At 37.8% G+C, this 22,594-nt stretch carries 24 protein-coding genes and 1 other annotated feature; all 24 genes read left to right on the forward strand.

What is annotated here, in order from left to right; translation table 11 throughout:
- Positions 1 to 168 precede the first annotated feature (168 nt).
- The 24 genes from rpsU (at position 169) to AA0X71_RS08010 (ending at position 22,521) form a co-directional block, all read left to right on the forward strand.
- The gene (gene rpsU / locus AA0X71_RS07895; protein ID WP_019154564.1) at positions 169 to 342 is read left to right on the forward strand and encodes a 30S ribosomal protein S21; all 174 of its coding nucleotides are present in this window, start codon (positions 169 to 171) and stop codon (positions 340 to 342) included.
- A gap of 14 nt (positions 343 to 356) precedes the next feature.
- On the forward strand, positions 357 to 800 hold the full coding sequence (locus AA0X71_RS07900; protein ID WP_413361114.1) for a GatB/YqeY domain-containing protein: 444 nt from the start codon (positions 357 to 359) through the stop codon (positions 798 to 800).
- Positions 801 to 982: 182 nt separating this feature from the next.
- A complete protein-coding gene (locus tag AA0X71_RS07905) occupies positions 983 to 2,341 on the forward strand; it encodes an NfeD family protein (protein WP_413362525.1) in 1,359 nt (452 codons plus the stop codon).
- Between the two features lie 18 nt (positions 2,342 to 2,359).
- A complete protein-coding gene (floA, locus tag AA0X71_RS07910) occupies positions 2,360 to 3,358 on the forward strand; it encodes a flotillin-like protein FloA (RefSeq protein ID WP_019154561.1) in 999 nt (332 codons plus the stop codon).
- 55 nt (positions 3,359 to 3,413) lie between these two features.
- Positions 3,414 to 3,902 (forward strand): hypothetical protein, encoded by a 489-nt coding sequence (locus AA0X71_RS07915; RefSeq protein WP_413361117.1) that lies wholly within the window; start codon positions 3,414 to 3,416, stop codon positions 3,900 to 3,902.
- A gap of 61 nt (positions 3,903 to 3,963) precedes the next feature.
- Positions 3,964 to 4,248 (forward strand): sporulation protein YqfC, encoded by a 285-nt coding sequence (yqfC, locus tag AA0X71_RS07920; protein ID WP_413361120.1) that lies wholly within the window; start codon positions 3,964 to 3,966, stop codon positions 4,246 to 4,248.
- 71 nt (positions 4,249 to 4,319) lie between these two features.
- Positions 4,320 to 5,513: a sporulation protein YqfD gene (gene yqfD, locus AA0X71_RS07925; protein ID WP_413361122.1), complete on the forward strand. Its 1,194-nt coding sequence runs from the start codon at positions 4,320 to 4,322 to the stop codon at positions 5,511 to 5,513.
- Positions 5,510 to 6,463 (forward strand): PhoH family protein, encoded by a 954-nt coding sequence (locus AA0X71_RS07930; protein WP_413361125.1) that lies wholly within the window; start codon positions 5,510 to 5,512, stop codon positions 6,461 to 6,463. Before yqfD ends, AA0X71_RS07930 begins: the two co-directional genes overlap by 4 nt.
- A 278-nt stretch (positions 6,464 to 6,741) precedes the next feature.
- Entirely contained in the window at positions 6,742 to 8,946 is a 2,205-nt protein-coding gene (locus tag AA0X71_RS07935) for an HD family phosphohydrolase (RefSeq protein ID WP_413361127.1), read from the forward strand.
- Complete coding sequence (gene ybeY, locus AA0X71_RS07940) at positions 8,943 to 9,413, forward strand: rRNA maturation RNase YbeY (protein WP_413361129.1); 471 nt, start codon at positions 8,943 to 8,945, stop codon at positions 9,411 to 9,413. The genes AA0X71_RS07935 and ybeY overlap by 4 nt, the downstream gene beginning before the upstream one ends.
- On the forward strand, positions 9,391 to 9,789 hold the full coding sequence (locus tag AA0X71_RS07945; protein WP_413361131.1) for a diacylglycerol kinase family protein: 399 nt from the start codon (positions 9,391 to 9,393) through the stop codon (positions 9,787 to 9,789). The genes ybeY and AA0X71_RS07945 overlap by 23 nt, the downstream gene beginning before the upstream one ends.
- Positions 9,790 to 10,039: 250 nt before the next feature.
- The gene (locus AA0X71_RS07950) at positions 10,040 to 10,354 is read left to right on the forward strand and encodes a hypothetical protein (RefSeq protein ID WP_413361133.1); all 315 of its coding nucleotides are present in this window, start codon (positions 10,040 to 10,042) and stop codon (positions 10,352 to 10,354) included.
- A 253-nt stretch (positions 10,355 to 10,607) separates the two neighbouring features.
- Complete coding sequence (locus AA0X71_RS07955; RefSeq protein ID WP_413361135.1) at positions 10,608 to 11,006, forward strand: cytidine deaminase; 399 nt, start codon at positions 10,608 to 10,610, stop codon at positions 11,004 to 11,006.
- Positions 10,999 to 11,916 (forward strand): GTPase Era, encoded by a 918-nt coding sequence (gene era / locus AA0X71_RS07960; RefSeq protein WP_413361137.1) that lies wholly within the window; start codon positions 10,999 to 11,001, stop codon positions 11,914 to 11,916. The genes AA0X71_RS07955 and era overlap by 8 nt, the downstream gene beginning before the upstream one ends.
- 217 nt (positions 11,917 to 12,133) lie before the next feature.
- Positions 12,134 to 12,274: a YqzL family protein gene (locus AA0X71_RS07965; protein ID WP_413361139.1), complete on the forward strand. Its 141-nt coding sequence runs from the start codon at positions 12,134 to 12,136 to the stop codon at positions 12,272 to 12,274.
- A 34-nt stretch (positions 12,275 to 12,308) separates the two neighbouring features.
- The gene (recO, locus tag AA0X71_RS07970; RefSeq protein WP_413361141.1) at positions 12,309 to 13,061 is read left to right on the forward strand and encodes a DNA repair protein RecO; all 753 of its coding nucleotides are present in this window, start codon (positions 12,309 to 12,311) and stop codon (positions 13,059 to 13,061) included.
- Between the two features lie 58 nt (positions 13,062 to 13,119).
- Positions 13,120 to 13,293: a binding site (T-box leader), on the forward strand.
- A gap of 73 nt (positions 13,294 to 13,366) precedes the next feature.
- Positions 13,367 to 14,257, forward strand: coding sequence for a glycine--tRNA ligase subunit alpha (gene glyQ, locus AA0X71_RS07975; RefSeq protein ID WP_413361143.1), 891 nt, complete (start codon positions 13,367 to 13,369; stop codon positions 14,255 to 14,257).
- Entirely contained in the window at positions 14,250 to 16,319 is a 2,070-nt protein-coding gene (gene glyS, locus AA0X71_RS07980) for a glycine--tRNA ligase subunit beta (protein ID WP_413361145.1), read from the forward strand. Before glyQ ends, glyS begins: the two co-directional genes overlap by 8 nt.
- Before the next feature lie 175 nt (positions 16,320 to 16,494).
- Complete coding sequence (locus AA0X71_RS07985) at positions 16,495 to 17,130, forward strand: helix-turn-helix transcriptional regulator (RefSeq protein ID WP_413361147.1); 636 nt, start codon at positions 16,495 to 16,497, stop codon at positions 17,128 to 17,130.
- An 85-nt stretch (positions 17,131 to 17,215) separates the two neighbouring features.
- A complete protein-coding gene (locus AA0X71_RS07990) occupies positions 17,216 to 18,034 on the forward strand; it encodes a pyruvate, water dikinase regulatory protein (protein WP_413361149.1) in 819 nt (272 codons plus the stop codon).
- Between the two features lie 277 nt (positions 18,035 to 18,311).
- Positions 18,312 to 18,749 carry a DUF188 domain-containing protein gene (locus AA0X71_RS07995; RefSeq protein ID WP_413361151.1) on the forward strand — a complete coding sequence of 146 codons (438 nt, stop codon included), beginning with the start codon at positions 18,312 to 18,314 and terminating at the stop codon, positions 18,747 to 18,749.
- Between the two features lie 95 nt (positions 18,750 to 18,844).
- A complete protein-coding gene (dnaG, locus tag AA0X71_RS08000) occupies positions 18,845 to 20,659 on the forward strand; it encodes a DNA primase (RefSeq protein ID WP_413361153.1) in 1,815 nt (604 codons plus the stop codon).
- Positions 20,660 to 20,768: 109 nt separating this feature from the next.
- Positions 20,769 to 21,893 carry an RNA polymerase sigma factor RpoD gene (gene rpoD / locus AA0X71_RS08005; RefSeq protein WP_413361155.1) on the forward strand — a complete coding sequence of 375 codons (1,125 nt, stop codon included), beginning with the start codon at positions 20,769 to 20,771 and terminating at the stop codon, positions 21,891 to 21,893.
- A gap of 85 nt (positions 21,894 to 21,978) precedes the next feature.
- Entirely contained in the window at positions 21,979 to 22,521 is a 543-nt protein-coding gene (locus AA0X71_RS08010) for a hypothetical protein (protein ID WP_413361157.1), read from the forward strand.
- The last annotated feature ends 73 nt before the right edge of the window (positions 22,522 to 22,594 follow it).

Below are 22,594 nucleotides of genomic sequence, written 5' to 3' on the forward strand. Positions count from 1 at the left end.
ATTACAACAAATAGCTACAGCAATTTTGTAACTGGAATCGAAATGGTAGGGATGTTTAAGGAATGGGAGCGAGAATACTGTTGACCTTGCCCCGTCATTATATTATAATTGCAAAGTACATGGTTTCATGTAGTGTAAGTGTGTTGTGTTCGGAGGGAGGGAAAGAGAATGTCTAAAACTGTTGTTCGTAAAAACGAATCACTTGAAGATGCTCTTCGTCGTTTTAAGCGTACTGTATCTAAGTCAGGTACTATACAAGAAGCTAGAAAGCGTGAATTCTACGAAAAACCTAGCGTAAAACGTAAGAAAAAGTCTGAAGCTGCAAGAAAACGTAAGTGGTAAGAGAGGGTGTATTTATGAGTCTTCTCGAGCGTTTGAATCAGGATATGAAACAGGCGATGAAAAACAAAGAAAAAGACAAACTCTCATCTATTCGGATGATCAAGGCTTCACTTCAAAATGAAGGGATTAAACTTGGTCGCGAATTATCCGAAGATGAAGAGTTAACAGTCCTTTCTCGTGAGGTAAAACAACGCAAGGATTCCCTCCATGAATTTGATAAAGCAGGCCGCGAGGACCTAGTTGAAAAAATTCGTACTGAATTACAGTATGTGGAAGAATATATGCCCCAACAGTTATCTGAAGAAGAAATTTCTAACATTGTCCAAGAGACAGTGGCAGAAGTAGGCGCTACTTCAAAAGCTGACATGGGAAAAGTGATGGCTGCTATTATGCCGAAAGTAAAAGGCAAAGCAGATGGCTCACTCGTTAATAAACTTGTACAACAACACCTTTCATAAACGTATTAAAGACCATAGGGCTTAGGTTCTATGGTCTTTTTACGTTTCTTTCTATAGCAGGGACATTCCTTTTATAGTTAATTGTTTATATATACGATGCAACTGTGGTAGAGTAAATATAGAAATATAACGAAATTTGAAACCTTTTCATGGTCTTACCCGTATTCTTACTATCGCCATTTATGAGAGGGGGGAATATTGTGCAAAGCCATTTGAGGATCAGAAGGGTAGTTACGCTTCTTTCTTTTCTGGCAGCCCTCATCATCTTAGCGCTACCTAACCATGGAAATGCTGATAATGATGTAGTGTACGTTGTACCTATCGAAAACTCCGTTGAGAAAGGACTATCATCTTTCTTAAAACGGGGCGTAGAAACTGCGGAGAAGGAAAATGCGAAAGCCATTATTTTTGAAATAAATACACCTGGTGGAGCGGTCGATGCAGCCGGTGAAATTGGGAAGTTATTTACGTCAACATCTCTAAAAACGGTCTCATTTATTAATAAAGATGCCTTGTCTGCTGGTGCTTTCATCTCATTGAACACAGATGAGATATACATGGTACCAGGAGCAACGATGGGTGCTGCAGCGATCATTGATTCAGAGGGTAATGCAGCTGATCAAAAGGCTCAGTCTTATTGGCTGAGTGCCATGAAAGGGGCAGCTGAACAAAACGGTCGCGATCCAATCTACGCATTAGCGATGGCAGACACGGAAGTAGACCTACCTGAGCTTGGTGCTCCGAAAGGAAAACTTCTAACACTAACATCTGATCAAGCATTTGAGGTCGGCTATTCAGAAGGTACTGTCGCCTCTATTGATGAAGTTATCGTGAAGCTTGGATATCCAAATGCAGAAATCCGTACAGTCGATGAAAGTTTCGCTGAGAAATTGGCTAGATTTATAACGAATCCTATCGTCATTCCTATTTTATTATCTATAGGGAGCTTAGGACTTGTTCTCGAACTATATTCACCTGGATTTGGTATTCCTGGATTTATGGGAATCTCAGCCCTCTTAATGTTCTTTTACGGTCATTTAGTGGCCGGACTGGCAGGTTATGAGACGCTGATATTATTCGTCCTCGGGGTTGGGCTTATCATCTTGGAGTTTTTCCTTCCAGGAGGAGTAGCAGGAATTATCGGGTTTATTTCCATAATGGCGAGTTTGTTCCTAGCCACAGACAATGTGGTTTACATGGGAATATCTTTACTAATCGCTATAGGAGTGTCGATTTTAGCTTCTATCTTAATGATAAAGGTGTTTGGTAAAAAGATGAAAATATTCAGGAAGATTGTTTTAAGAGACTCTACTAATACGGAAAGCGGTTATGTTTCGAATAGAACGAGATCAGATCTTATCGGTGTTGTTGGCCAAACGTTAACAGCACTACGACCATCTGGAACAGTTCTTGTTGACGATGAGCGCCTTGATGTTGTCAGTGAAGGGGCTTTCATCGAAAAAAATAAAATGGTTAAAATTGTGAAGGCAGAAGGAGCAAGAATTGTTGTACGAGAAATACCAAATTTAAATAAAGAATAGCTTTAAGGAGGAAGTAATATGCCTATTGATGCACCAACTATATTTTTATTAGTGGCAATTGTATTAGGGATAATACTAATTGCCGTATTACTTACATTTGTTCCAGTAATGCTGTGGATTTCAGCACTAGCAGCAGGTGTAAGAGTTAGTATCTTTACACTTATCGGGATGAGATTACGAAGAGTTATTCCAAGTCGAGTCATTAATCCATTGATTAAAGCTCATAAAGCAGGAATAAATGTGACAACCAACCAACTGGAAAGTCACTACCTTGCTGGAGGTAATGTTGATAGAGTAGTAAACGCACTAATTGCAGCACAAAGAGCGAATATTGAACTTTCTTTTGAACGCTGTGCAGCGATTGATTTAGCTGGGCGTGATGTTCTTGAAGCTGTACAAATGAGTGTAAATCCGAAAGTAATTGAAACTCCTTTTATTGCCGGTGTGGCGATGGACGGGATTGAAGTGAAAGCAAAAGCGAGAATCACCGTTCGTGCAAATATTGAGCGCCTCGTCGGGGGAGCTGGAGAAGAAACTGTTATTGCCCGTGTTGGTGAAGGGATTGTTTCGACAATTGGTTCCTCATCTAACCATAAGAAAGTGTTAGAAAATCCTGACATGATTTCTCAAACCGTTTTATCAAAAGGGTTAGATTCTGGGACAGCCTTTGAAATTCTCTCGATTGATATAGCGGATGTAGATATCGGTAAGAACATTGGTGCAGAGTTACAAACAGAACAAGCGGAAGCAGATAAGAAGATTGCTCAAGCAAAAGCGGAAGAGCGTCGTGCAATGGCAGTAGCACAAGAACAAGAAATGAAGGCGCGTGTCGAAGAAATGAGAGCGAAAGTGGTCGAAGCAGAAGCAACTGTACCACTTGCTATGGCAGAGGCCCTTAAATCTGGAAACATTGGTGTAATGGATTATATGAATATCCAAAACATTTCTGCTGATACAGATATGAGAGATTCAATCGGTAAAATTACCGATGATGAAAAAGGGAAAAAGAACGACTAAATGATCTGTTTGAGTAAAATTGTGGCTCCTATATTAGGAAGGGAGGTAGCCTCTCTTGCAATTCTTATTAGATAACCCTTTTATAATCATTATTCTTTTAGGGATCCTTTCTTCCCTATTTAAGAAAAACAAAGAACAACCAACGAAAAAAAGTCCTACAAGGCAAGCTGCACCTACAAGAACTGAGGGTCCTCCTCCATCGAATCCGATGGCAGAGGTATTTAAAGAATTTATTGAAGTAGAAGAAAAGACACCTGCCAAGCCTTTCTACAATGAATATATCGATACAAAAAAAGAGGCTGAAGCAAAAATTGCGGCTCTGAGAGAGCAGCAGAAACAATATGCTGAACGAGCAAATAGAATGAATACGCAAGGTCGAATGAATGTAGAAACTAAGCCGATAATGGCTGTTGAGACAACAAAAAGCGGCAGAACGTTTAATGTGGAAGGCGAAAAGCTGGCAGATGCCATTATTTGGTCTGAAATTCTTGGTCCGCCACGGGCAAAAAAGCCCCATCGTTCGATGAACTATCGCTCACGATAAAAAGAAGTGCTAGAACCCCCTTTCATCTCATAAATATGAGATGAAAGGGGGTTCTTTTTTTATGGCAAAAAAATGGGGGCATCAGGTAAAAAGCTGGATGACTAAGCATATGGAGCTTCCTCAGGATGTCATGATGGACCTACCCCGAATAACGATGATTGGTCAAATTCATATATACATTGAGAACCACCGGGGATTGATTGCATTTTCTGATAAGGAAATTAGACTGCTCTTAAAACAGGGGCAGTTATTAGTAAAAGGAAAGGCGTTTGTCATCAAGACAATCCTTCCTGAAGAAATTCTTCTTGAAGGAAAAATCAATCAAGTCATCTTTGTGAAGGAATAGGGCGTAGAAAAGGAAAGGAAATCTTAAAGGGGATTTTCTTTCCTTTAAAAAGAAGTGCAGGAGGCAAAGAGATGAGGAATCATTGGATCTATTTTTATTGGGGGATTGTCACCATAAAAGTAACAGGAAACGGTCTAGAGAGGTTTTTAAATCGTTTAACGACAAATGGGATATTAATTTGGGATGTGAAAAAGCACGGATACGAAGCCATGACCTTTAAAATGTCATTAAAGGATATTAAAAAATTGAAATCTGTGGTAAAGAATTCAGGCTGTAAAGTAACATTTTTAAAACGGACAGGCCTTCCCTTTTTAATTCGCCGTTTGTATAAAAACAGTGGCTTTATGACGGGTGCACTCATATTTTTCGTTGTTCTTTTTATTTTATCAAATATGATTTGGGGGATTGAAATTAAGGGGGCAGACCCTGCTACAGAACACAAAATCAAAAAAGAACTTGATAACATAGGTGTGAAAAAAGGGAAGTTGCAATTTTTTGTTGAAGAGCCAGAAGGGATCCAGCGAGCAGTTATGAATGCGATTGAAGAGGTAACGTGGGTTGGTGTGGAATTACTAGGGACAACCTACCACCTTCAAGTGGTCGAAAAAAATATGCCAGAGGAGCCAGAAAAGCTAGGACCGCAAAATTTAGTGGCGACCAAAAAAGCAGTAATCGTTGATATGTTTGTCGAGGAAGGACAGCCAAAGGTCGATATCCATGATTATGTTAAGCCAGGACAGCTTTTAGTTTCAGGTCAAATTGGGAAAGAAGGGAAAACAAAGTCTGTTTCAGCAAAGGGAGAAGTTCTTGGTGAAACATGGTACAAGTCTGAAGTGATTTTACCATTAGAAAGTAATTTACAAGTATTTAATGGCAATGAAAAAAGAAAATATTCTCTCCAAATCGCCGACTTCTCCATACCAATCTGGGGATTTAAGGATCACAACTACAAAACTTTTGAAAAAGAAACGAAAGAAAACAAATTTAGGTTTTTAAAGTGGGAATTACCAATTACTTATGTTCAAGACACTTATCGTGAGAGTGAACGAGTCAAAAAACTCTATAAGAATGATGAGGCAATTGAGGTTGCAAAGGAAATGGCCAGAGCAGATATAAAGAATGAACTACCTGAGGATGCTACTATTAAGGGAGAAAAAGTTTTGCGTCAAACAATTCAGAATGGTAAAGTATATTTAATAATGCATTTCCAAGTGATCGAGAATATTGCAAAATCATACCCCATCATTCAAGGAGAGTCGGAATGACAGAAGAATTTACAACCATTAAAGTACAATTAGAGAACCCGAATGAAGCTGTTTCTTTACTTGGTAACTCAGATGCAAATATCAAAATATTAGAAGAAGAGTTAGATGTATCGGTCGTTACAAGAGGAGAAACGGTTCTTGTATCTGGCAGTGAAGATCATGTAGAGCTTGTCTCACGAATCATTGAACAGCTGCTCTACGTAGTTCGTAAGGGAATAAGTATTTCGGGACGAGATGTCATATATGCCATTCAAATGGCAAAGAAAGGGCAACTCAACTATTTCAAGGATATTTATGAAGAAGAAATTACGAAGAATGCTAAAGGGAAATCAATCCGGGTTAAAACGCTTGGACAACAGCACTATATTTCAGCGATGAAGAAGAATGATCTTGTCTTTGGAATAGGTCCAGCTGGGACGGGAAAAACCTATTTAGCAGTAGTCATGGCCATTCATGCATTGAAAAATGGTAGCGTAAAGCGGATCATCCTTACGCGACCAGCCGTGGAAGCGGGGGAGAGCCTAGGCTTTTTACCAGGTGATTTAAAAGAAAAAGTAGACCCTTATTTAAGGCCGTTATATGATGCTTTACATGACATATTAGGTACAGAGCATACGGGTAGAATGATTGACAGGGGAACGATTGAAATTGCTCCATTGGCCTATATGCGCGGGAGAACATTAGATGATGCGTTTGTCATTCTAGATGAAGCTCAAAATACGACAAAAGCACAAATGAAGATGTTCCTTACACGTCTCGGCTTCGGTTCAAAAATGGTGATTACTGGTGATCAAACGCAGATCGATCTTCCGAAAGGTGTTCAATCAGGGCTGATTGAAGCAGAGAGAAGATTAAAGGATGTAAAAGGTATTGGCATTGTTCATCTAGAGCAAAGTGATGTTGTCAGACATCCGTTAGTAGCCAAAATCATTCAAGCATATGATACTTAAATCCCATGAGCAAAAAGCCGTTTGGACCATCCAAACGGCTTTTTACTGTACAAATCTAGAAAAGATAGGTGAAACTTGGAAGGAAACCTGTTATCATTTTCATAAGTGTATGCCCGTTGGCCATCTTTATAGGACAAAAGGTCGTAATAAAAGAAAGAACCAACGGTCATGTTTATTTTTATCGTTTATAACCATATACATATAATAGCGTCATATATTTAGTCATCAAATACGTAATAATAGCTGCATTACTTTTGACGATGTAGGAGGATATAAGAATGGAGAAATTACAGCGACAATTGACCAAAATTCGAAATTTATTGGATGTTACATTCTTCAGAGTCGTGTTATTCCTTATTTTGGGCTTTGTTTTATACCTCGTCATGTTTAGTAATGTTAAGCCTGAAAAATTGAATTTAAACCTATTTTCTGTTTCGACAGAAGCGATCAGAGCGCCGGTTACTGTCTCTGATCGGGAAAGTACAGAAAGAAAAAGAGAGGCGGCAGAGGAGCAAGTAGCCGATGTTTACGTTGTAAAAAAAGAAATTAATGAAAATCGAGTTGACCTCATTACGTCTATTTTTGATTCATCTATTGCTGTCAACAAGGAGATCGAGGCATCAGAAGCTGAAACAGAAGCAAGCAATGAAGAAATTGAAGATGGAGCAGCAGAAGGTGATACAGGGGTCGCTGCAACTCCTGAACCAGTATCTACACAAGAAAAAATAGGGATGTTAAAGGAACGCCTAACAGAAGACGTAGCAAACGATGTTTCCGATACTACATTTACAGCCCTTGTCTCAGCATCATCAAACGATCTTTCCATTGCTAAAGATTTAACAGTGACAGCTATTAATAATGTCATGAAGAATAAAATCCCCGCTGATGAAGTAGAGAATTCTAAAAAAAGAGTGGAAGATGAATTAAGATACGCCAATTTAGAAAATAGCTTAAAAAACGCGGTCATTGAACTAGGGCGATATGCCGTCATGCAAAATGAGTTTTTTGATTTGGAAGCGACCCAAGAACTTAGGCAACAAGCTCGAGAAAGTGTAGAACCGGTAAAAATTCTACAGGGGCAAATTCTTGTTGAAGAAAACCAGTTGATAAACCAGGAAATTTACCGACAATTAGAGCTTGTCGGCTTATTGGATAATGAAAATTCTTGGTTGCCGTTTATCGGTTTAGGCTTATTCATTATGATCTTGTTATCTGCCTTATATTATTATTTCTATGAATTAAAGCTAAGAGGGGAAACGAGACAAAATTATCTCCTTTTATTTAGCATTATCTTTATTTTATCAATTGTGCTGTTAAAAGGGATCAGCTTAATTCAGATTGAGTATTCAGAAGTTGGCTACGTATTTCCTGTTGCAATGGGTGCGATGCTGATTAAGATATTGATTGACGAACGCCTTGCTCTGCTTTGGACGGTGTCAATTGCCCTCTGTGCAACGATTATCTTTAATGAGGGAGTCACATCAGCATTAAATTTTCACATTGGGATCTATCTACTATGTAGTGGGATTGCTGGTATCCTATTTTTAAGTAAGCAAAATCAAAGAGCGAAAATTTTACAGGCTGGGCTGTTCATCTCAGCGATTAATTTGATGGTCATATTTGCCCTTGTATTTATGCAAAATGCTCATTATAATGCACTCGAGTATACATTCTACTTCACTGCCGCATTTATTTCAGGGATTACATCAGCGGTGTTAACAATCGGCTTATTGCCATTCTTTGAAGCAGGATTTGGAATCTTGTCGACGATGCGCTTAATCGAATTGTCAAACCCTAATCATCCATTGATCAGGAAAATTTTGACGGAGGCACCAGGAACTTACCATCATAGTGTCATGGTAGCAAATTTATCTGAGTCGGCATGTGAAGCAATAGGGGCGAATGGACTTTTAGCAAGAGTGGGTTGTTATTATCATGATATTGGAAAAACAAATCGGCCACAGTTTTTTATTGAAAATCAGATGAATATTGAGAATCCACATGATCGCTTGCCACCGCAAACGAGTAAGAATATTATTATTGCTCATGCTACTGATGGGGCAGAAATTTTGCGTAAATACAAGTTGCCAAAAGAAATTGTCGATATTGCGGAACAGCATCATGGTACAACCTTATTAAAATTCTTTTACCATAAAGCGAAGGAAAATGGCTTGGATGTCGAGGAGAAGGATTATCGCTATCCTGGTCCAAAGGCTCAGACAAAGGAAACAGCGATTATTGGGATTGCTGATAGTGTTGAAGCGGCAGTTCGTTCAATGACAAGTCCAAATCCTGAACAAATTGAAGGATTGGTCCGAAATATTATTGCCGATCGCTTACAGGACGGTCAGTTAAATGCATGTGATTTGACATTAAAAGAATTAGAAATAGTGGCCAATACACTATGTGAAACATTGAAAGGGATTTTCCATTCTCGGATTGAATATCCAGAAATGACAAATCAGAAGGTGAAGCAAGCATGAGTTTGAATATTGATTTTTTAGATGAAACGAATGAGGTTGGAGATGAATTGATCGGTCAACTTGAGAAATTGTTAGATTTCGCAGCAAAAAAAGAAGAAGTGGAGGCAGGAAGCGAACTGTCGGTTACATTTGTGACGAATGAAAGAATTCAAGAAATTAATCGGGAGTATCGAGGCAAAGACTATCCGACCGATGTCATCTCTTTTGCTTTAGAAGAGATGGGAGATGGAGAAATCGAAGTAAGCGGTGGCGACATTCCACGAGTGTTAGGAGACATTATCATCTCCATTAAGAAAGCTCATGAGCAAGCGGAGGAATATGGACATAGCTTTGAGCGAGAAATCGGATTTTTAGCTGTACATGGCTTACTCCATCTACTTGGTTATGATCATGAAAATGCAGAGGATGAAAAAATAATGTTTGATCGTCAGAGGGTTATTTTAGATGAGTACGGATTACAAAGGTAAACGGCCCTTTAAATCAAAAGGTGTCCTACAATCCTTTTACTATGCATACGACGGTATCAAACATACACTAGTGACGGAAAGAAATATGCGTATCCATATGTTTATTTCTATGTTAGTCATCGCTCTTGGTTTGATCTTAAAGATCACTTCTTTAGAATGGATGTTTATCTTATTCGCTGTTGGGGGAGTCATCTCATTAGAGCTCATCAATACTGCCATAGAACGATTAGTAGACCTCGCTACCAGTGAGTATCACCCACTAGCCAAACAAGCAAAGGACATCGCAGCCGGTGCTGTCCTCGTCTATGCTTTATTGTCTGTTATCATAGGATTGATGATCTTTTTACCGAAACTAATTGAGTTATCAAGCCTGTAGACAAAGTTATTTGTCTACAGGCTTTTTTACTGTCCAGGAATGTACAAATTCCCTTGCTTTAATGTTCGTATAAACAGGATTGGTACGAGAATATAACAGGAGAAATTCCGCTTAAGGGTGAGAGCTGTTTGGAGCGAATGAGACAAACCGAAGCTTCCTATTACTAAAAAGATCCAGATTCAACAATTAAATGGATTAAACTATGTTAAAATTAAATCAATTAAGAAGCAGTATAAGGGAGGGACCTCATATGGGCTTAGCTTCGGAAATTGGTCGTATTTTACTACCTTTTGTAATAGTGTGTGGGATTGCAGTGTTTGTAGTTATAAGAATGAAACATAAATATACAAAAGGCACCTTGGGTAAGAAAAAATCAAAAAACGCTCAAAATTTATTAAATAATTTAATAACACTCGGAATGATGATTGGTTGTGCTCTGGGTGTACTTATTAGCATATATTTCCCCATCCCCTTACTATCCACAATCAGTTTGGGTGCTGGAATCGGTTTACTATTTGGATATTTTGCTTATGAAATTTACAGCAAACAAGAAGAAAGTTATTAGTATATAGTGAAAAAAAGCGCTGAAGTGTGGAAAATCAGCATTTTAACTGCTGTTTAATCAAAAAGCAGTTCTTTTTTTGCATCTTGCTACAGAAACCGATAAAATAACATCACATATATTTTACCCACAAGGTTAAGTTTTTGGAAAATTCTAATTCTTTTATTACATTTTTGCAACAACTAATGAAATCTCAGACAGAATACGGTAAAATATAGGAAGTAGTAGTTTTCGTTACGAAAGGAAGTAATTATTGGTGAATCAAGCAGAACTAATCGAACAATCAAAAATTGCAATGGAAAAAGCCTATGTACCATATTCGAAATTTAAAGTGGGAGCGGCTCTCCTTACTGCTGATGGTAAGGTTTACCATGGATGTAATATTGAAAACGCAGCATATAGCATGACGAATTGTGCAGAAAGAACAGCATTGTTTAAAGCCGTTTCTGAAGGGGTGAAGAATTTTACCGTCCTTGCTGTTGTAGCAGATACGGACCGACCTGTCCCTCCATGCGGTGCTTGTCGACAAGTAATAGCGGAATTGTGCCCAAAAGACATGAAAGTAGTTTTAACGAACTTAAAAGGGGATATTAAAGAACTAACGATAGAAGAATTATTGCCAGGAGCATTTACACCGGAGGATTTGAATGACTAACGTAGAAAGCAAACAGCATAAATCAGGTTTTATTTCCATTATTGGACGTCCCAATGTAGGAAAATCAACATTTTTAAATCGAGTGATTGGGCAAAAAATCGCCATTATGAGCGATAAACCGCAAACAACAAGAAATAAGGTTCAAGGTGTGCTAACAACGAACGATGCCCAACTCATTTTTATTGATACGCCAGGAATTCATAAACCAAAGCATAAGCTTGGTGACTTCATGATGAAGGTAGCACAGAACACACTAAAAGAAGTTGATATTGTTTTATTTATGGTCAATGCCGAAGAAGGTTACGGCCGTGGAGAAGAATTTATCCTTGAGAAATTTAAAAGTGTGAAGACACCTATCTTCCTGGTCATTAATAAAATTGATAAGATTCACCCAGATCAATTATTAAAGTTAATTGAATCTTATAAAGAGAAGCACCCATTTGCTGAAGTAATCCCGATTTCAGCTTTGGAAGGGAATAATGTTGAAACCTTACTCGTGCAAATTAAAAAGTATTTACCTGAAGGTCCGCAATTTTACCCAGCTGATCAGGTCACTGATCATCCGGAACGATTTATTGTCTCAGAACTAATTAGAGAAAAAGCGCTCCATTTGACACGGGAAGAAATCCCTCATTCATTAGCGGTTGTAATCGAAAAAATGGAACGTCGAGATGATAAAGATGTCGTTCATGTAATGGCTACAGTCATTGTCGAAAGAGATTCGCAAAAAGGGATCATAATCGGGAAGCAAGGAAGCATGTTAAAAGAAATTGGTAAAAGAGCACGCATTGATATTGAAAATCTGTTAGGTTCAAAGGTTTTTCTAGAATTATGGGTGAAGGTCCAAAAGGATTGGCGTAATAAAATGACACAATTACGAGACTTCGGTTTTCGTGAAGATGAGTATTAAGCCCATCCCTTTCTAAATTATTATTCAAGCCTTCAGAATATGCCTACTTTGGATCAATTACCTGTCCATCGTATACTAAAAATGGGTCTTTTGCTCCCTATTCGTTGGTCGTATTAACAATATTTACGTAACATGAAATTGAGATGTCAGGGCTATGATAAGGTTAAGGATTTGGGATAGAAATTGCTAGTCGAAAAATTGAAAGGTGGGGTTTTTGATGTTGGATTTTACCTGGAAGATATTCTCAGAGACAGGTAATATTGACACGTATCTTCTCTATAAGGAATTGGAGAAAGAAAATCAAGAAATACCCGAAAATCAGAGCAACGAGCTAGCAGAGAAGTTTCCATATCTCTAGTTTTGTCCTGCTAAAGGATGGATGGTGATGATCGATGCTACAAAAGTGTGAGGGCATCGTCATTCGAACAAGTCATTATGGTGAAGCAAATAAGATTGTCACTTTATATACCCGTGAATGGGGAAAGGTTGGCGTGATGGCCGGAGGGGCGAAAAAGCCCAGTAGCCGGCTTGCAGCAGTCACACAACCTTTTACATATGGATATTTCTTAGTTAAAAAAGGTTCAGGTTTAGGAAATCTTCAACAAGGGGATATTATATCCTCGATGAGAGGGATAAAGGAAGATATTTTTCTTACAGCCTATGCGAGCTACATTATTGATCTAACAGACAAAGCTACAGACGAGAAAAAACCAAATCCTTTTCTGTTTGAACTTCTTTATCAAACGCTAAACTATATGAACGAGGGTATCGACCCTGAAATTTTGATGAACATTTATGAAATGAAAATCCTTAATATGCTTGGTTTGTATCCCGTACTTAATCAATGTTCCGTTTGTGGGAATACAGAAGGTGAATTCTCCTTCTCGATTCGAGAAGGAGGCTTTATTTGTCATCAATGTCTGGAGAAGGATCCGTACCATTATAAGATTTCAAAGGCGACGGTACAGCTTCTACGGTTATTTTATTTCATTGATATATCAAGACTTGGCAATATATCGGTCAAAGAAGAAACAAAAAAAGAATTAAAAACGATCATTTCAGCGTATTATGATGAATACTCTGGTTTAAATTTAAAGACGAAAAGATTTTTGAAGCAAATGGATCAAATAAAAGGGTTGAAGTAAGATAAAAATCTTGACTTCATTGACAAAGTTTTTATTTTTCGATATTATAATTTAAATTACATGCGCGAAGAAGGAAAAGAGTACTTAACATTCCTCTATGAAAGCGATCCTAGGACGGTGTGAGCTAGGAAATAGAGCGTTAAGGAAGGGCGTTCTGGAGCGTTCGTTTGAAAGTGGCTGTCAAACTTGGCAGCAAATAGGGTGGAACCGCGGGTAAACTCTCGTCCCTATGCTTACTAAAAGCATATGGAACGGGAGTTTTTTTGTTTCTATATGCTAGAGAATAGAAAGAAGGGAAGTTACAGATGAATATTCAAAACATGATTTTAACACTGCAAAAGCACTGGTCAAATCAAGGTTGTATCTTAATGCAAGCTTATGATGTGGAAAAAGGTGCAGGGACGATGAGCCCTTATACATTCCTCCGTGCTATCGGTCCAGAGCCTTGGAATGTTGCTTACGTTGAACCATCCCGTCGTCCAGCAGATGGACGTTACGGAGAAAATCCAAACCGTCTTTATCAGCATCATCAATTTCAGGTGATTATGAAGCCTTCACCAGATAATATTCAAGAGCTTTATCTTGACTCTTTAAAAGCGTTAGGAATTAATCCGCTAGAGCATGATATTCGTTTCGTAGAGGACAATTGGGAAAATCCATCCCTTGGCTGTGCAGGTTTAGGCTGGGAAGTATGGCTAGATGGCATGGAGATCACTCAATTTACCTATTTCCAACAGGTTGGTGGTCTAGAATGTAAGCCAGTTTCTGTTGAAATTACGTACGGGATTGAACGCTTGGCTTCCTACATTCAAGAAAAGGAAAACGTCTTTGATCTCGAATGGACAGAAGGTTTTACAGTGAGAGATATTTTCCTTCAGCCAGAGTTTGAACATTCTAAGTACACATTTGAAACGTCTGATACGGAAATGCTATTCAATTTATTTAATATTTATGAAAAAGAAGCTCATCGTCAAATGGAAGAAGGACTTGTTCATCCTGCTTATGACTATGTCTTGAAATGTTCCCATACTTTCAATCTTTTAGATGCAAAAGGGGCTATCTCTGTCACTGAACGGACTGGTTATATTGGCCGTTGCCGCAATTTAGCGAGAAAAATTGCGAAAACATTTTATGAAGAACGGGAGAAGCTTGGTTTCCCAATTTTAAAGGGCAAGGAGGATTTGAGTCATGAGTAAGGATTTGTTAATTGAGATCGGCTTAGAGGAAATGCCTGCACGGTTTGTCACAAGCTCAATCGAGCAATTCACATCAAGAATTCAAAAATGGTTTTTAGATAAAAAGATTGATATTGGCGATATCGAATCTTACTCAACCCCACGTCGCTTGGCAGTCATCGTCAACGAAGTCTCTGAGTCCCAACAAGATATTCAAGAAGAGGCGAAAGGGCCTGCCAAAAAAATCGCCTTAGATGAGAACGGCAATTGGTCGAAGGCGGCGATCGGTTTTAGCCGTGGACAAGGAATGAGTGTTGATGATATTTATTTTAAAGAAATCGGCGGAGTTGAATATGCTCATGTAGAAAAATTCATCAAAGGGGAAGAAACGATCTCCCTTCTCCCTGAACTGAAACAAATCATCACAGGCTTAACTTTTCCGAAAAATATGCGCTGGGCAAATGAGGAAATCAAATATATAAGACCTATTAAATGGCTTGTTGCCATGTTTGGTCAAGAGACTATTCCATTTTCTATTACGAATGTGGAAACAAAGAATTGGACGAGAGGACATCGCTTCCTAGGAGAACAGGTTGAAATCCCTTCACCAAAAGATTATGTCGTCACACTACTTGGACAATATGTTGTGGCCAATAGTGAGGAAAGAAAAGCTGCGATCATCTCACAATTGAAAAAGATCGAGGAAGAAAATAATTGGGTTATTCCGGTTGATGAAGAATTATTAGAAGAAGTCAATAATTTGGTGGAGTATCCAACTGCCCTCTTCGGACGTTTTGAAGAAGAATATCTTGAGTTACCAGAAGAAGTCCTTATCACATCGATGAAGGAGCATCAACGTTACTTCCCAGTCAAATCGGAGGATGGAAAGCTACTTCCTTTCTTTGTAACGGTTCGCAATGGGGACCATCAGCATCTTGAGACTGTTGCAAAGGGGAATGAGAAAGTATTAAGAGCACGTCTAGCCGATGCGGCATTCTTCTATAAAGAAGATCAAAAACTTGAAATTAGTAAGGCTTTGGAAAAGTTTAAAACAATTGTTTACCACGAGGAAATTGGTACTTTAGCTGAAAAAGTTGAACGAGTTAAACAATTAGCTGATAAGCTAACAATGGAACTAGACTTTTCAAACGAAGAGAAAGAGACTACAAATCGTGCTGCAGAAATCAGTAAATTTGATCTTGTTACTAATATGGTTTATGAGTTCCCTGAGCTACAAGGCTTCATGGGTGAAAAATATGCCATTCAAAAAGGCGAGTCTGAGATAGTGGCGAAAGCAATCAATGAGCATTATATGCCTAGAAATGCAGAGGATGACACAGCAAGTTCTAATCCTGGGGCAGCTTTAGCGATTGTTGAAAAGCTTGATACCATTATCTCTACCTTTGCGATCGGTTTGATCCCAAGTGGTTCACAAGACCCGTATGCTTTAAGAAGACAAGCTGCGGGAATCGTGCAAACACTCGTGAATAAAGATTGGGATATTGAATTAGAAAAACTTATCCAGTTCAGTATCGAGTTGATTGAAGAAGCTCAATTTTCAAAGTTAAGTAGAGCAGAATTAGAGAAAGAGCTTATTACTTTCTTTAAGTTAAGATTAAAGTATCTTCTTCAGGAGCGAGGCATTCGTTACGATGTAATTGATGCTGTTCTTTCAGAGAAGATCGGAAGTGTATCAGCTCTAGTACGGAAAGCGGCAACGCTAAATAGTCATAAAGAGGATGAAGGCTTTAAAGAATCGATGGAAGCGTTAAGCAGGGTCATCAATATTGCTCGTAAAGCTGACGAGATTGTCGAAATTCAACCTTCATTATTTGAAAACAAGGAAGAAAGTGATCTCTACAATGCAATCGTCGATTTGGAGCAAGCGTTAGTAGCGGATGTGACTGAGGAAGATTATTACCAAATGCTTGTGTCCTTAAAAACACCAATTAACCAGTACTTTGATCACACAATGGTAATGGTAGAGGATGTAAACTTAAGAAATAATCGATTAAGCTTATTAGCGAAATTGGCACATGTCATTAAAGGCTTTGCTGATGTAACAGAAATCATGGTGAAATAGAGATTTTAGTAACCGTTCAATTAGAAAATTTGTCTACTGTAAGAGCCTGTTCCATTTGAGCGGGCTCTTACTTAATATCAGGCTACTTTCCGATCTAGGATTAAAACTTTCAGTCCAACAATCAGTAGTATATAATATTAGTTATTAAGTATAGCATTATTCACGCAGTTGTTAGGTGGTGAGTACAATAGAGCTCAACAAACGGCAAGAACGAATCTTAGAAATCGTCAAGGATAACGGCCCGATCACAGGGGAACAAATCGCTGAACGGTTAAATTTAACGCGTGCTACCCTGCGTCCTGATTTGGCTATTTTAACGATGGCAGGATATTTAGATGCTAGACCAAGGGTCGGCTATTTTTATACAGGAAAATCAGGTGTTCAACTACTAACTGAAAACCTCAAAAAACTGTATGTGAAGGACTATCAATCTATCCCAGTTGTTGTTAATGAAAATATATCGGTGTATGATGCAATCGTAACGATGTTTCTAGAGGATGTGGGAACACTATTTGTTGTAGATGGGCAAAACCTTTTAGTCGGTGTTCTTTCTCGAAAAGATTTACTCCGTGCAAGTATTGGTAAGCAAGAATTAACGACTCTTCCGGTTAATATCATTATGACAAGGATGCCAAATATTACGATGTGTGAAAAGGAAGATTTGTTAATCGATGTAGCAGGTAAATTAATCGATAAACAAATCGATGCCTTACCAGTCGTCAAAGAAACGGATAAAGGCTTTGAAGTCATTGGCCGTGTCACAAAAACCAACTTAACGAAAGCATTAGTTGCACTGTCTAAGAATGAATAAAATGGCTCTTATAATTGGTTTTTACAAAACAAACAATCTATACAGAACAAAGTAGAATATAGTTGCAGAGGGGATGGTTTTTGAAATGGGAAAAATTCCAATCATCTATGTTGTATCTGACTCTGTTGGGGAAACAGCAGAGCTTGTAACGAAGGCGGCAGTGAGCCAATTTAATGGGAGCAATGCCACCATTAAACGTTTCCCATATGTAGAAGACATTGAGGATGTAGATGAGGTGATTTCTCTTGTGAAAATGGACAAGGGAATGATTGCCTATACGTTAGTTAAACCAGATATCCGTGAATATATGAAAGAAGCAAGCATTAAAGAACAGATTTATGCGTGTGATATTATTGGACCATTGATTGATGAAATCCAAGCAGCGAGCGGTATAAAACCGCTTTTTGAACCAGGACTAGTGAGAAAGCTTGATGAAGATTATTTCAAAAAGGTCGAAGCAATTGAGTTTGCTGTTAAATATGATGATGGACGAGACCCAAGAGGGATCTTGAAGGCGGATATTGTATTAGTCGGAGTTTCTCGTACATCGAAAACCCCGCTTTCACAATATTTAGCTCATAAAAGATTAAAAGTTGCGAACGTTCCATTAGTACCTGAGGTTGATCCCCCTGAGGAGCTTTTTCAAACTTCGCCAGAAAAATGTTTTGGCTTGAAGATTGGCTCGGAAAAACTAAATAGTATCCGACGAGAAAGATTAATTTCTCTTGGATTAAATGACCAAGCGAGCTATGCAAACTTATCAAGAATTAATGAGGAACTGGAATACTTTGAGAAAATTGTTTCTAAAATCGGTTGTCAGACGATTGATGTGACGAACAAGGCTGTAGAAGAAACAGCTAATATCATTTTAAATCAGTATTATAAAAGGAAAATATCTCAATAATGTGAATGACTAGTACGATCTGTACTAGTTTTCTTTTTTTGTAAGAAAAAATAATGGAAAAATACTATTCTTTATACTATAATAAAAAATTGTGATAAAAATGTTTATTATAGGTTTAGACTTACTAATGAACGAATAAACTAATTATGAATAGAAGTCAAGTTCAGAAGCAAAAGAAAATTCGACAAATCGAAGATTCAAAACTTATTCCTTTTTTAAGCAGGAATATGTGGAGTGATGTAGAATTTATAGTACATTAGGAAGACCAAAGGTTATTGTGGATGCAGATTCATGTCCAGTTAAAGCGGAAATTGTCGAAATTGCTCAGAATTTTGATGTGAGTGTTTCCTTTGTTGCATCCTATAATCACGTGACAAACGACACCATAGGTGGAACTTGGCATTATGTTGATTCAGATAAAGAGGCTGCAGACTTATTTATTATGAATCATGTTCATGCTGGAGATATTGCTGTTACGCAGGATATTGGTTTAGCCTCGACCCTTTTAGCAAAAAAGGTGCTTGTCCTTAGTCCGCGGGGAAGCTTGTATGAAGAAAAAGACATCGAATCCGCCTTACATATGAGATATTTATCTGCTAAAGCCCGTAGGCAAGGGAAATATGGAAAAGGTCCGAAACCATTTACGATGGACGATCGAAACCGTTTTAGAAAAAATTTCACAAATTTATTGTCGAAAATTAAAGGTGTTCTTTGATTTTTGCCGAATATCTCTTCAGTGAGCTTATTATGAACATTTTCTTTTTCATGCAAGGGGTTTTACGAAATTAACAATATATGGAGTTGTTTTCAATGCAGGTGCGAATTCCTGAAGAAAAAATAAATGAAATTCGCCAAGCCGTTGATATAGTCGATCTCATTAGCGACTATGTACAACTAAAAAAACAAGGGCGTAACTACATGGGTTTATGCCCATTCCATGGTGAAAATACGCCATCCTTCTCGGTTTCATCAGATAAGCAAATTTATCATTGCTTTGGGTGTGGAGCAGGAGGAAATGTTTTCTCGTTTATTATGGAGCTTGACAGTCTCTCTTTTCCGGAAGCGGCGATAAAGTTGGCTGAAAAAGCGAATGTCGAGTTAGACATTTCGCCAACAGAAGCTACTTCAACTGAGACATCTTTCTCAAAAGAATTAAAACAAATGATTGAAGCCCACGAATTAATACGTAAATTCTACCATCATTTATTGGTAAACACAAAAGATGGTCAGCATGCATTAGAATATCTGCTTAACCGGGGATTTACAAAAGAATCAATCGATAAATTTCAAATCGGATATTCGCTAAAATCATGGGAATTTGTTTATAAATTTTTGACGAAGAGGAATTTCGAACCTGATATATTAGAAAAATCAGGTCTTATTATTAAACGAGAAAATGACGGAACCTATTTTGACCGTTTCCGCGATCGAATTATGTTCCCTATTTTTGACCAAAAAGGAAACACGATTGCTTTTTCTGGGAGATCACTGGGGTCAGATGAACCTAAATATTTAAATAGTCCCGAAACGGCAATCTTTAATAAAAGTAAAATTTTATATAACTTTCACTTAGCAAGACCGACGATTCGAAAATTACAACAAGTTATTCTTTTTGAGGGGTTTGCAGATTGTATTGCAGCAGATCGAGCTGGGGTTGAGAATGGGGTCGCCGCAATGGGGACATCATTGACAAATGACCATGTTGCCTTAATTAGGAGGAATAGTGAATCTGTTACGATTTGTTATGACTCTGACAAAGCTGGAATAGGAGCTGCATATCGAGCAGCTAACATGCTGGTCGAAGCTGGCTCTCAAGTAAGGGTTGCAATGATGCCAGATGGTCTAGATCCTGATGATTATATTAAAAAATACGGGGAAGCTAAATTCAATAAAGAAATCATCGGTTCAAGCATGACCTTCATGTCCTTTAAGCTTTTATACTTCAGAAGAGGAAAAGATCTTCAAAACGAAGGAGATCGCTTGCAGTATATCGAAGAAGTATTAAGGGAAATCAGTCAGCTTGAAAGGGCAGTTGAGCGAGACCATTACCTAAGACAGATTTCAAATGAATTTTCACTTTCTTTAGATGCTTTAAAAGAACAGCAAAAGCAGCTATATTTTGAAAATAAAAGAAAGAATCAAGGCCAACCATTTACAGAGCAGAAACAAAAATTTGTTTCAAAAAGGCAGGTTGAACCATTAAAGCCAGCTTTTCACAATGCGGAAAGAAGATTAATTTACCACATGATGAGAGATCCTAATATTGCTTACAAAGTACAGGATAAGCTCTCAGGTCATTCTTTTAATATTGATGAGCATCAAGCGATTATTACTTATTTATATGGTTATTATGAAAAAGGGATGGAGTCAAATCCAAGTCATTTCATGAATTATTTGACAGATGATAAGCTAAGGCGAACAATTGCTCATATTGAAATGATGTCTGTCAATGAGGAATTGAGTGAACAAGAATTAAGCGATTATATTAATCAGGTGTTGAAACATCAAAAGATGCTAAAGATAAGGGAAAAAGAAAAAGAGCGTCAACAATTAGAGGCAGAATCTGATTTTACTGGTGCAGCGAGAATTGCCATGGAAATCATTCAGTTAAGGAAGTCTCTATGATGAACAGTGGTTTCAAATGAAGGTTATGATGGAAACTTGATAACCTAATTATTATAAATAAAATGAAATATTTCAATCGTTTTCGTGATTTGAAGAAGGAGGGGTACATATGGCTGAAAAGTCGGCCCGTTCAAAAGAGGTTGATTCAGATTTGACCCTAGAACAAGTAAAAGAACAATTAACAGAAGTAGGAAAGAAAACAGGTGTTCTTGCCTATGATCATATTGCAGAAAAACTATCCAGTTTCGAGTTAGATTCGGATTCTATGGATGAATTCTACGCGTTTCTAGAAGAGCATGGTGTTGAACTCGTAGATGAGAATGATGATAGTGATCCAAATGTGCAGGAACTTTCCAAAGGTGAAGAAGAATTCGACTTAAATGACCTCAGTGTTCCTCCTGGAGTGAAGATTAATGATCCGGTTCGTATGTATTTAAAAGAAATTGGTCGTGTTGACTTACTCTCTGCAGAAGAAGAGATTAACTTAGCTGAAAGAATCGAAGATGGCGATGAAGAAGCGAAACGCCGTTTAGCAGAAGCTAACCTTCGTCTAGTTGTTAGTATTGCAAAGCGATACGTTGGTCGTGGAATGCTGTTCCTTGATTTAATTCAAGAAGGAAACATGGGTTTAATTAAGGCAGTTGAAAAGTTCGATTATCGTAAAGGCTTTAAGTTCAGTACGTATGCAACTTGGTGGATTCGCCAAGCGATTACACGTGCGATTGCAGACCAAGCAAGAACGATTCGTATTCCTGTTCATATGGTGGAAACAATTAATAAATTAATCCGCGTTCAACGTCAGCTTCTACAGGATCTAGGACGTGAACCGTCACCAGAAGAAATTGCCGAAGATATGGATTTAACGCCAGATAAAGTACGTGAAATCTTAAAAATTGCTCAAGAGCCCGTTTCCCTCGAAACTCCAATTGGTGAAGAGGATGATTCACATTTAGGAGATTTCATTGAAGATCAGGATGCTACATCTCCTTCAGAACATGCTGCCTATGAGCTATTAAAAGAGCAACTCGAAGATGTTCTTGATACGTTAACCGATAGAGAAGAAAATGTTTTACGTCTTCGTTTTGGACTTGATGATGGACGTACACGCACGCTCGAAGAAGTGGGTAAGGTCTTTGGTGTTACTCGTGAACGTATTAGACAGATTGAAGCAAAAGCGCTTCGTAAGCTCAGACATCCAAGCAGAAGCAAAAGACTAAAGGACTTCCTAGAATAAAATAAAAAAATTATTGCTAGAAAATAGTTTACTTCTTACAATTGAAGTAAGCTATTTTCTTTTTTTTGATAAAGGATGCGAAATTATGGATGACAAACGAAAAACGATTATTATCAACGAAATTTTAACCTGGAAGGAAAATCGAATGCTTCCAGAACATTATTGTGATTACTTGTTAGCTTTGTATACAGAAGGAAATTCTCCTGAACCTGAACATAGTAAATCAAAAGGGACGAAGAAAAAACTTCAGAAATCATACATTCTCCCGCTTCTTTTAATTCCAATATATGTTTTTTTCTTTTATTTTACAGAATTATCTTTCGATTTGCAAATGACCCTAGGAATAGTTTTAATCATCATCGCCATATTAACTACATATTATTTTTTCAGAAAAAGGATTCAATATCAAATCGCACTTGTAATATCAGGTCTTTTTTTACTACTGACGAGCACCGAAATAGCCTCTCATTTTATGGGTGATAATATTTTTATTCTCTACTTCGTTTTAATTCTAAATTGCTTGTTATGGATTTTGACTGGGAAAAAGTTAAAGCTCTTATACTTTATGATTTCTGGTTATCTTGGTGTTGTACTTTTAATCATGTCCATATTTATTCAAATTCTCTAGTTTAGCAAGAATATTTTTTGAAATATAGAGATAATTCACAAAATAACCTCATACTATCATTGTAAGCGATTCC

It is taken from the genome of Robertmurraya phoenicis (assembly GCF_047302285.1).
Classification (GTDB): domain Bacteria; phylum Bacillota; class Bacilli; order Bacillales; family Cytobacillaceae; genus Robertmurraya.

What these genes read in the sequence shown, in the direction of transcription:
- era (WP_413361137.1), top strand. Translation starts at nt 10,999, where the DNA reads ATGACTAACGTAGAAAGCAAACAGCATAAATCAGGTTTTATTTCCATT.
- AA0X71_RS07945 (WP_413361131.1), top strand. Translation starts at nt 9,391, where the DNA reads ATGAGTACGGATTACAAAGGTAAACGGCCCTTTAAATCAAAAGGTGTC.
- ybeY (WP_413361129.1), top strand. Translation starts at nt 8,943, where the DNA reads ATGAGTTTGAATATTGATTTTTTAGATGAAACGAATGAGGTTGGAGAT.
- glyS (WP_413361145.1), top strand. Translation starts at nt 14,250, where the DNA reads ATGAGTAAGGATTTGTTAATTGAGATCGGCTTAGAGGAAATGCCTGCA.
- rpoD (WP_413361155.1), top strand. Translation starts at nt 20,769, where the DNA reads ATGGCTGAAAAGTCGGCCCGTTCAAAAGAGGTTGATTCAGATTTGACC.
- AA0X71_RS07935 (WP_413361127.1), top strand. Translation starts at nt 6,742, where the DNA reads ATGGAGAAATTACAGCGACAATTGACCAAAATTCGAAATTTATTGGAT.
- AA0X71_RS07990 (WP_413361149.1), top strand. Translation starts at nt 17,216, where the DNA reads ATGGGAAAAATTCCAATCATCTATGTTGTATCTGACTCTGTTGGGGAA.
- AA0X71_RS08010 (WP_413361157.1), top strand. Translation starts at nt 21,979, where the DNA reads ATGGATGACAAACGAAAAACGATTATTATCAACGAAATTTTAACCTGG.
- AA0X71_RS07930 (WP_413361125.1), top strand. Translation starts at nt 5,510, where the DNA reads ATGACAGAAGAATTTACAACCATTAAAGTACAATTAGAGAACCCGAAT.
- rpsU (WP_019154564.1), top strand. Translation starts at nt 169, where the DNA reads ATGTCTAAAACTGTTGTTCGTAAAAACGAATCACTTGAAGATGCTCTT.
- dnaG (WP_413361153.1), top strand. Translation starts at nt 18,845, where the DNA reads ATGCAGGTGCGAATTCCTGAAGAAAAAATAAATGAAATTCGCCAAGCC.
- yqfD (WP_413361122.1), top strand. Translation starts at nt 4,320, where the DNA reads ATGAGGAATCATTGGATCTATTTTTATTGGGGGATTGTCACCATAAAA.
- AA0X71_RS07905 (WP_413362525.1), top strand. Translation starts at nt 983, where the DNA reads ATGAGAGGGGGGAATATTGTGCAAAGCCATTTGAGGATCAGAAGGGTA.
- glyQ (WP_413361143.1), top strand. Translation starts at nt 13,367, where the DNA reads ATGAATATTCAAAACATGATTTTAACACTGCAAAAGCACTGGTCAAAT.
- yqfC (WP_413361120.1), top strand. Translation starts at nt 3,964, where the DNA reads ATGGCAAAAAAATGGGGGCATCAGGTAAAAAGCTGGATGACTAAGCAT.
- AA0X71_RS07965 (WP_413361139.1), top strand. Translation starts at nt 12,134, where the DNA reads ATGTTGGATTTTACCTGGAAGATATTCTCAGAGACAGGTAATATTGAC.
- AA0X71_RS07900 (WP_413361114.1), top strand. Translation starts at nt 357, where the DNA reads ATGAGTCTTCTCGAGCGTTTGAATCAGGATATGAAACAGGCGATGAAA.
- recO (WP_413361141.1), top strand. Translation starts at nt 12,309, where the DNA reads ATGCTACAAAAGTGTGAGGGCATCGTCATTCGAACAAGTCATTATGGT.
- AA0X71_RS07950 (WP_413361133.1), top strand. Translation starts at nt 10,040, where the DNA reads ATGGGCTTAGCTTCGGAAATTGGTCGTATTTTACTACCTTTTGTAATA.
- floA (WP_019154561.1), top strand. Translation starts at nt 2,360, where the DNA reads ATGCCTATTGATGCACCAACTATATTTTTATTAGTGGCAATTGTATTA.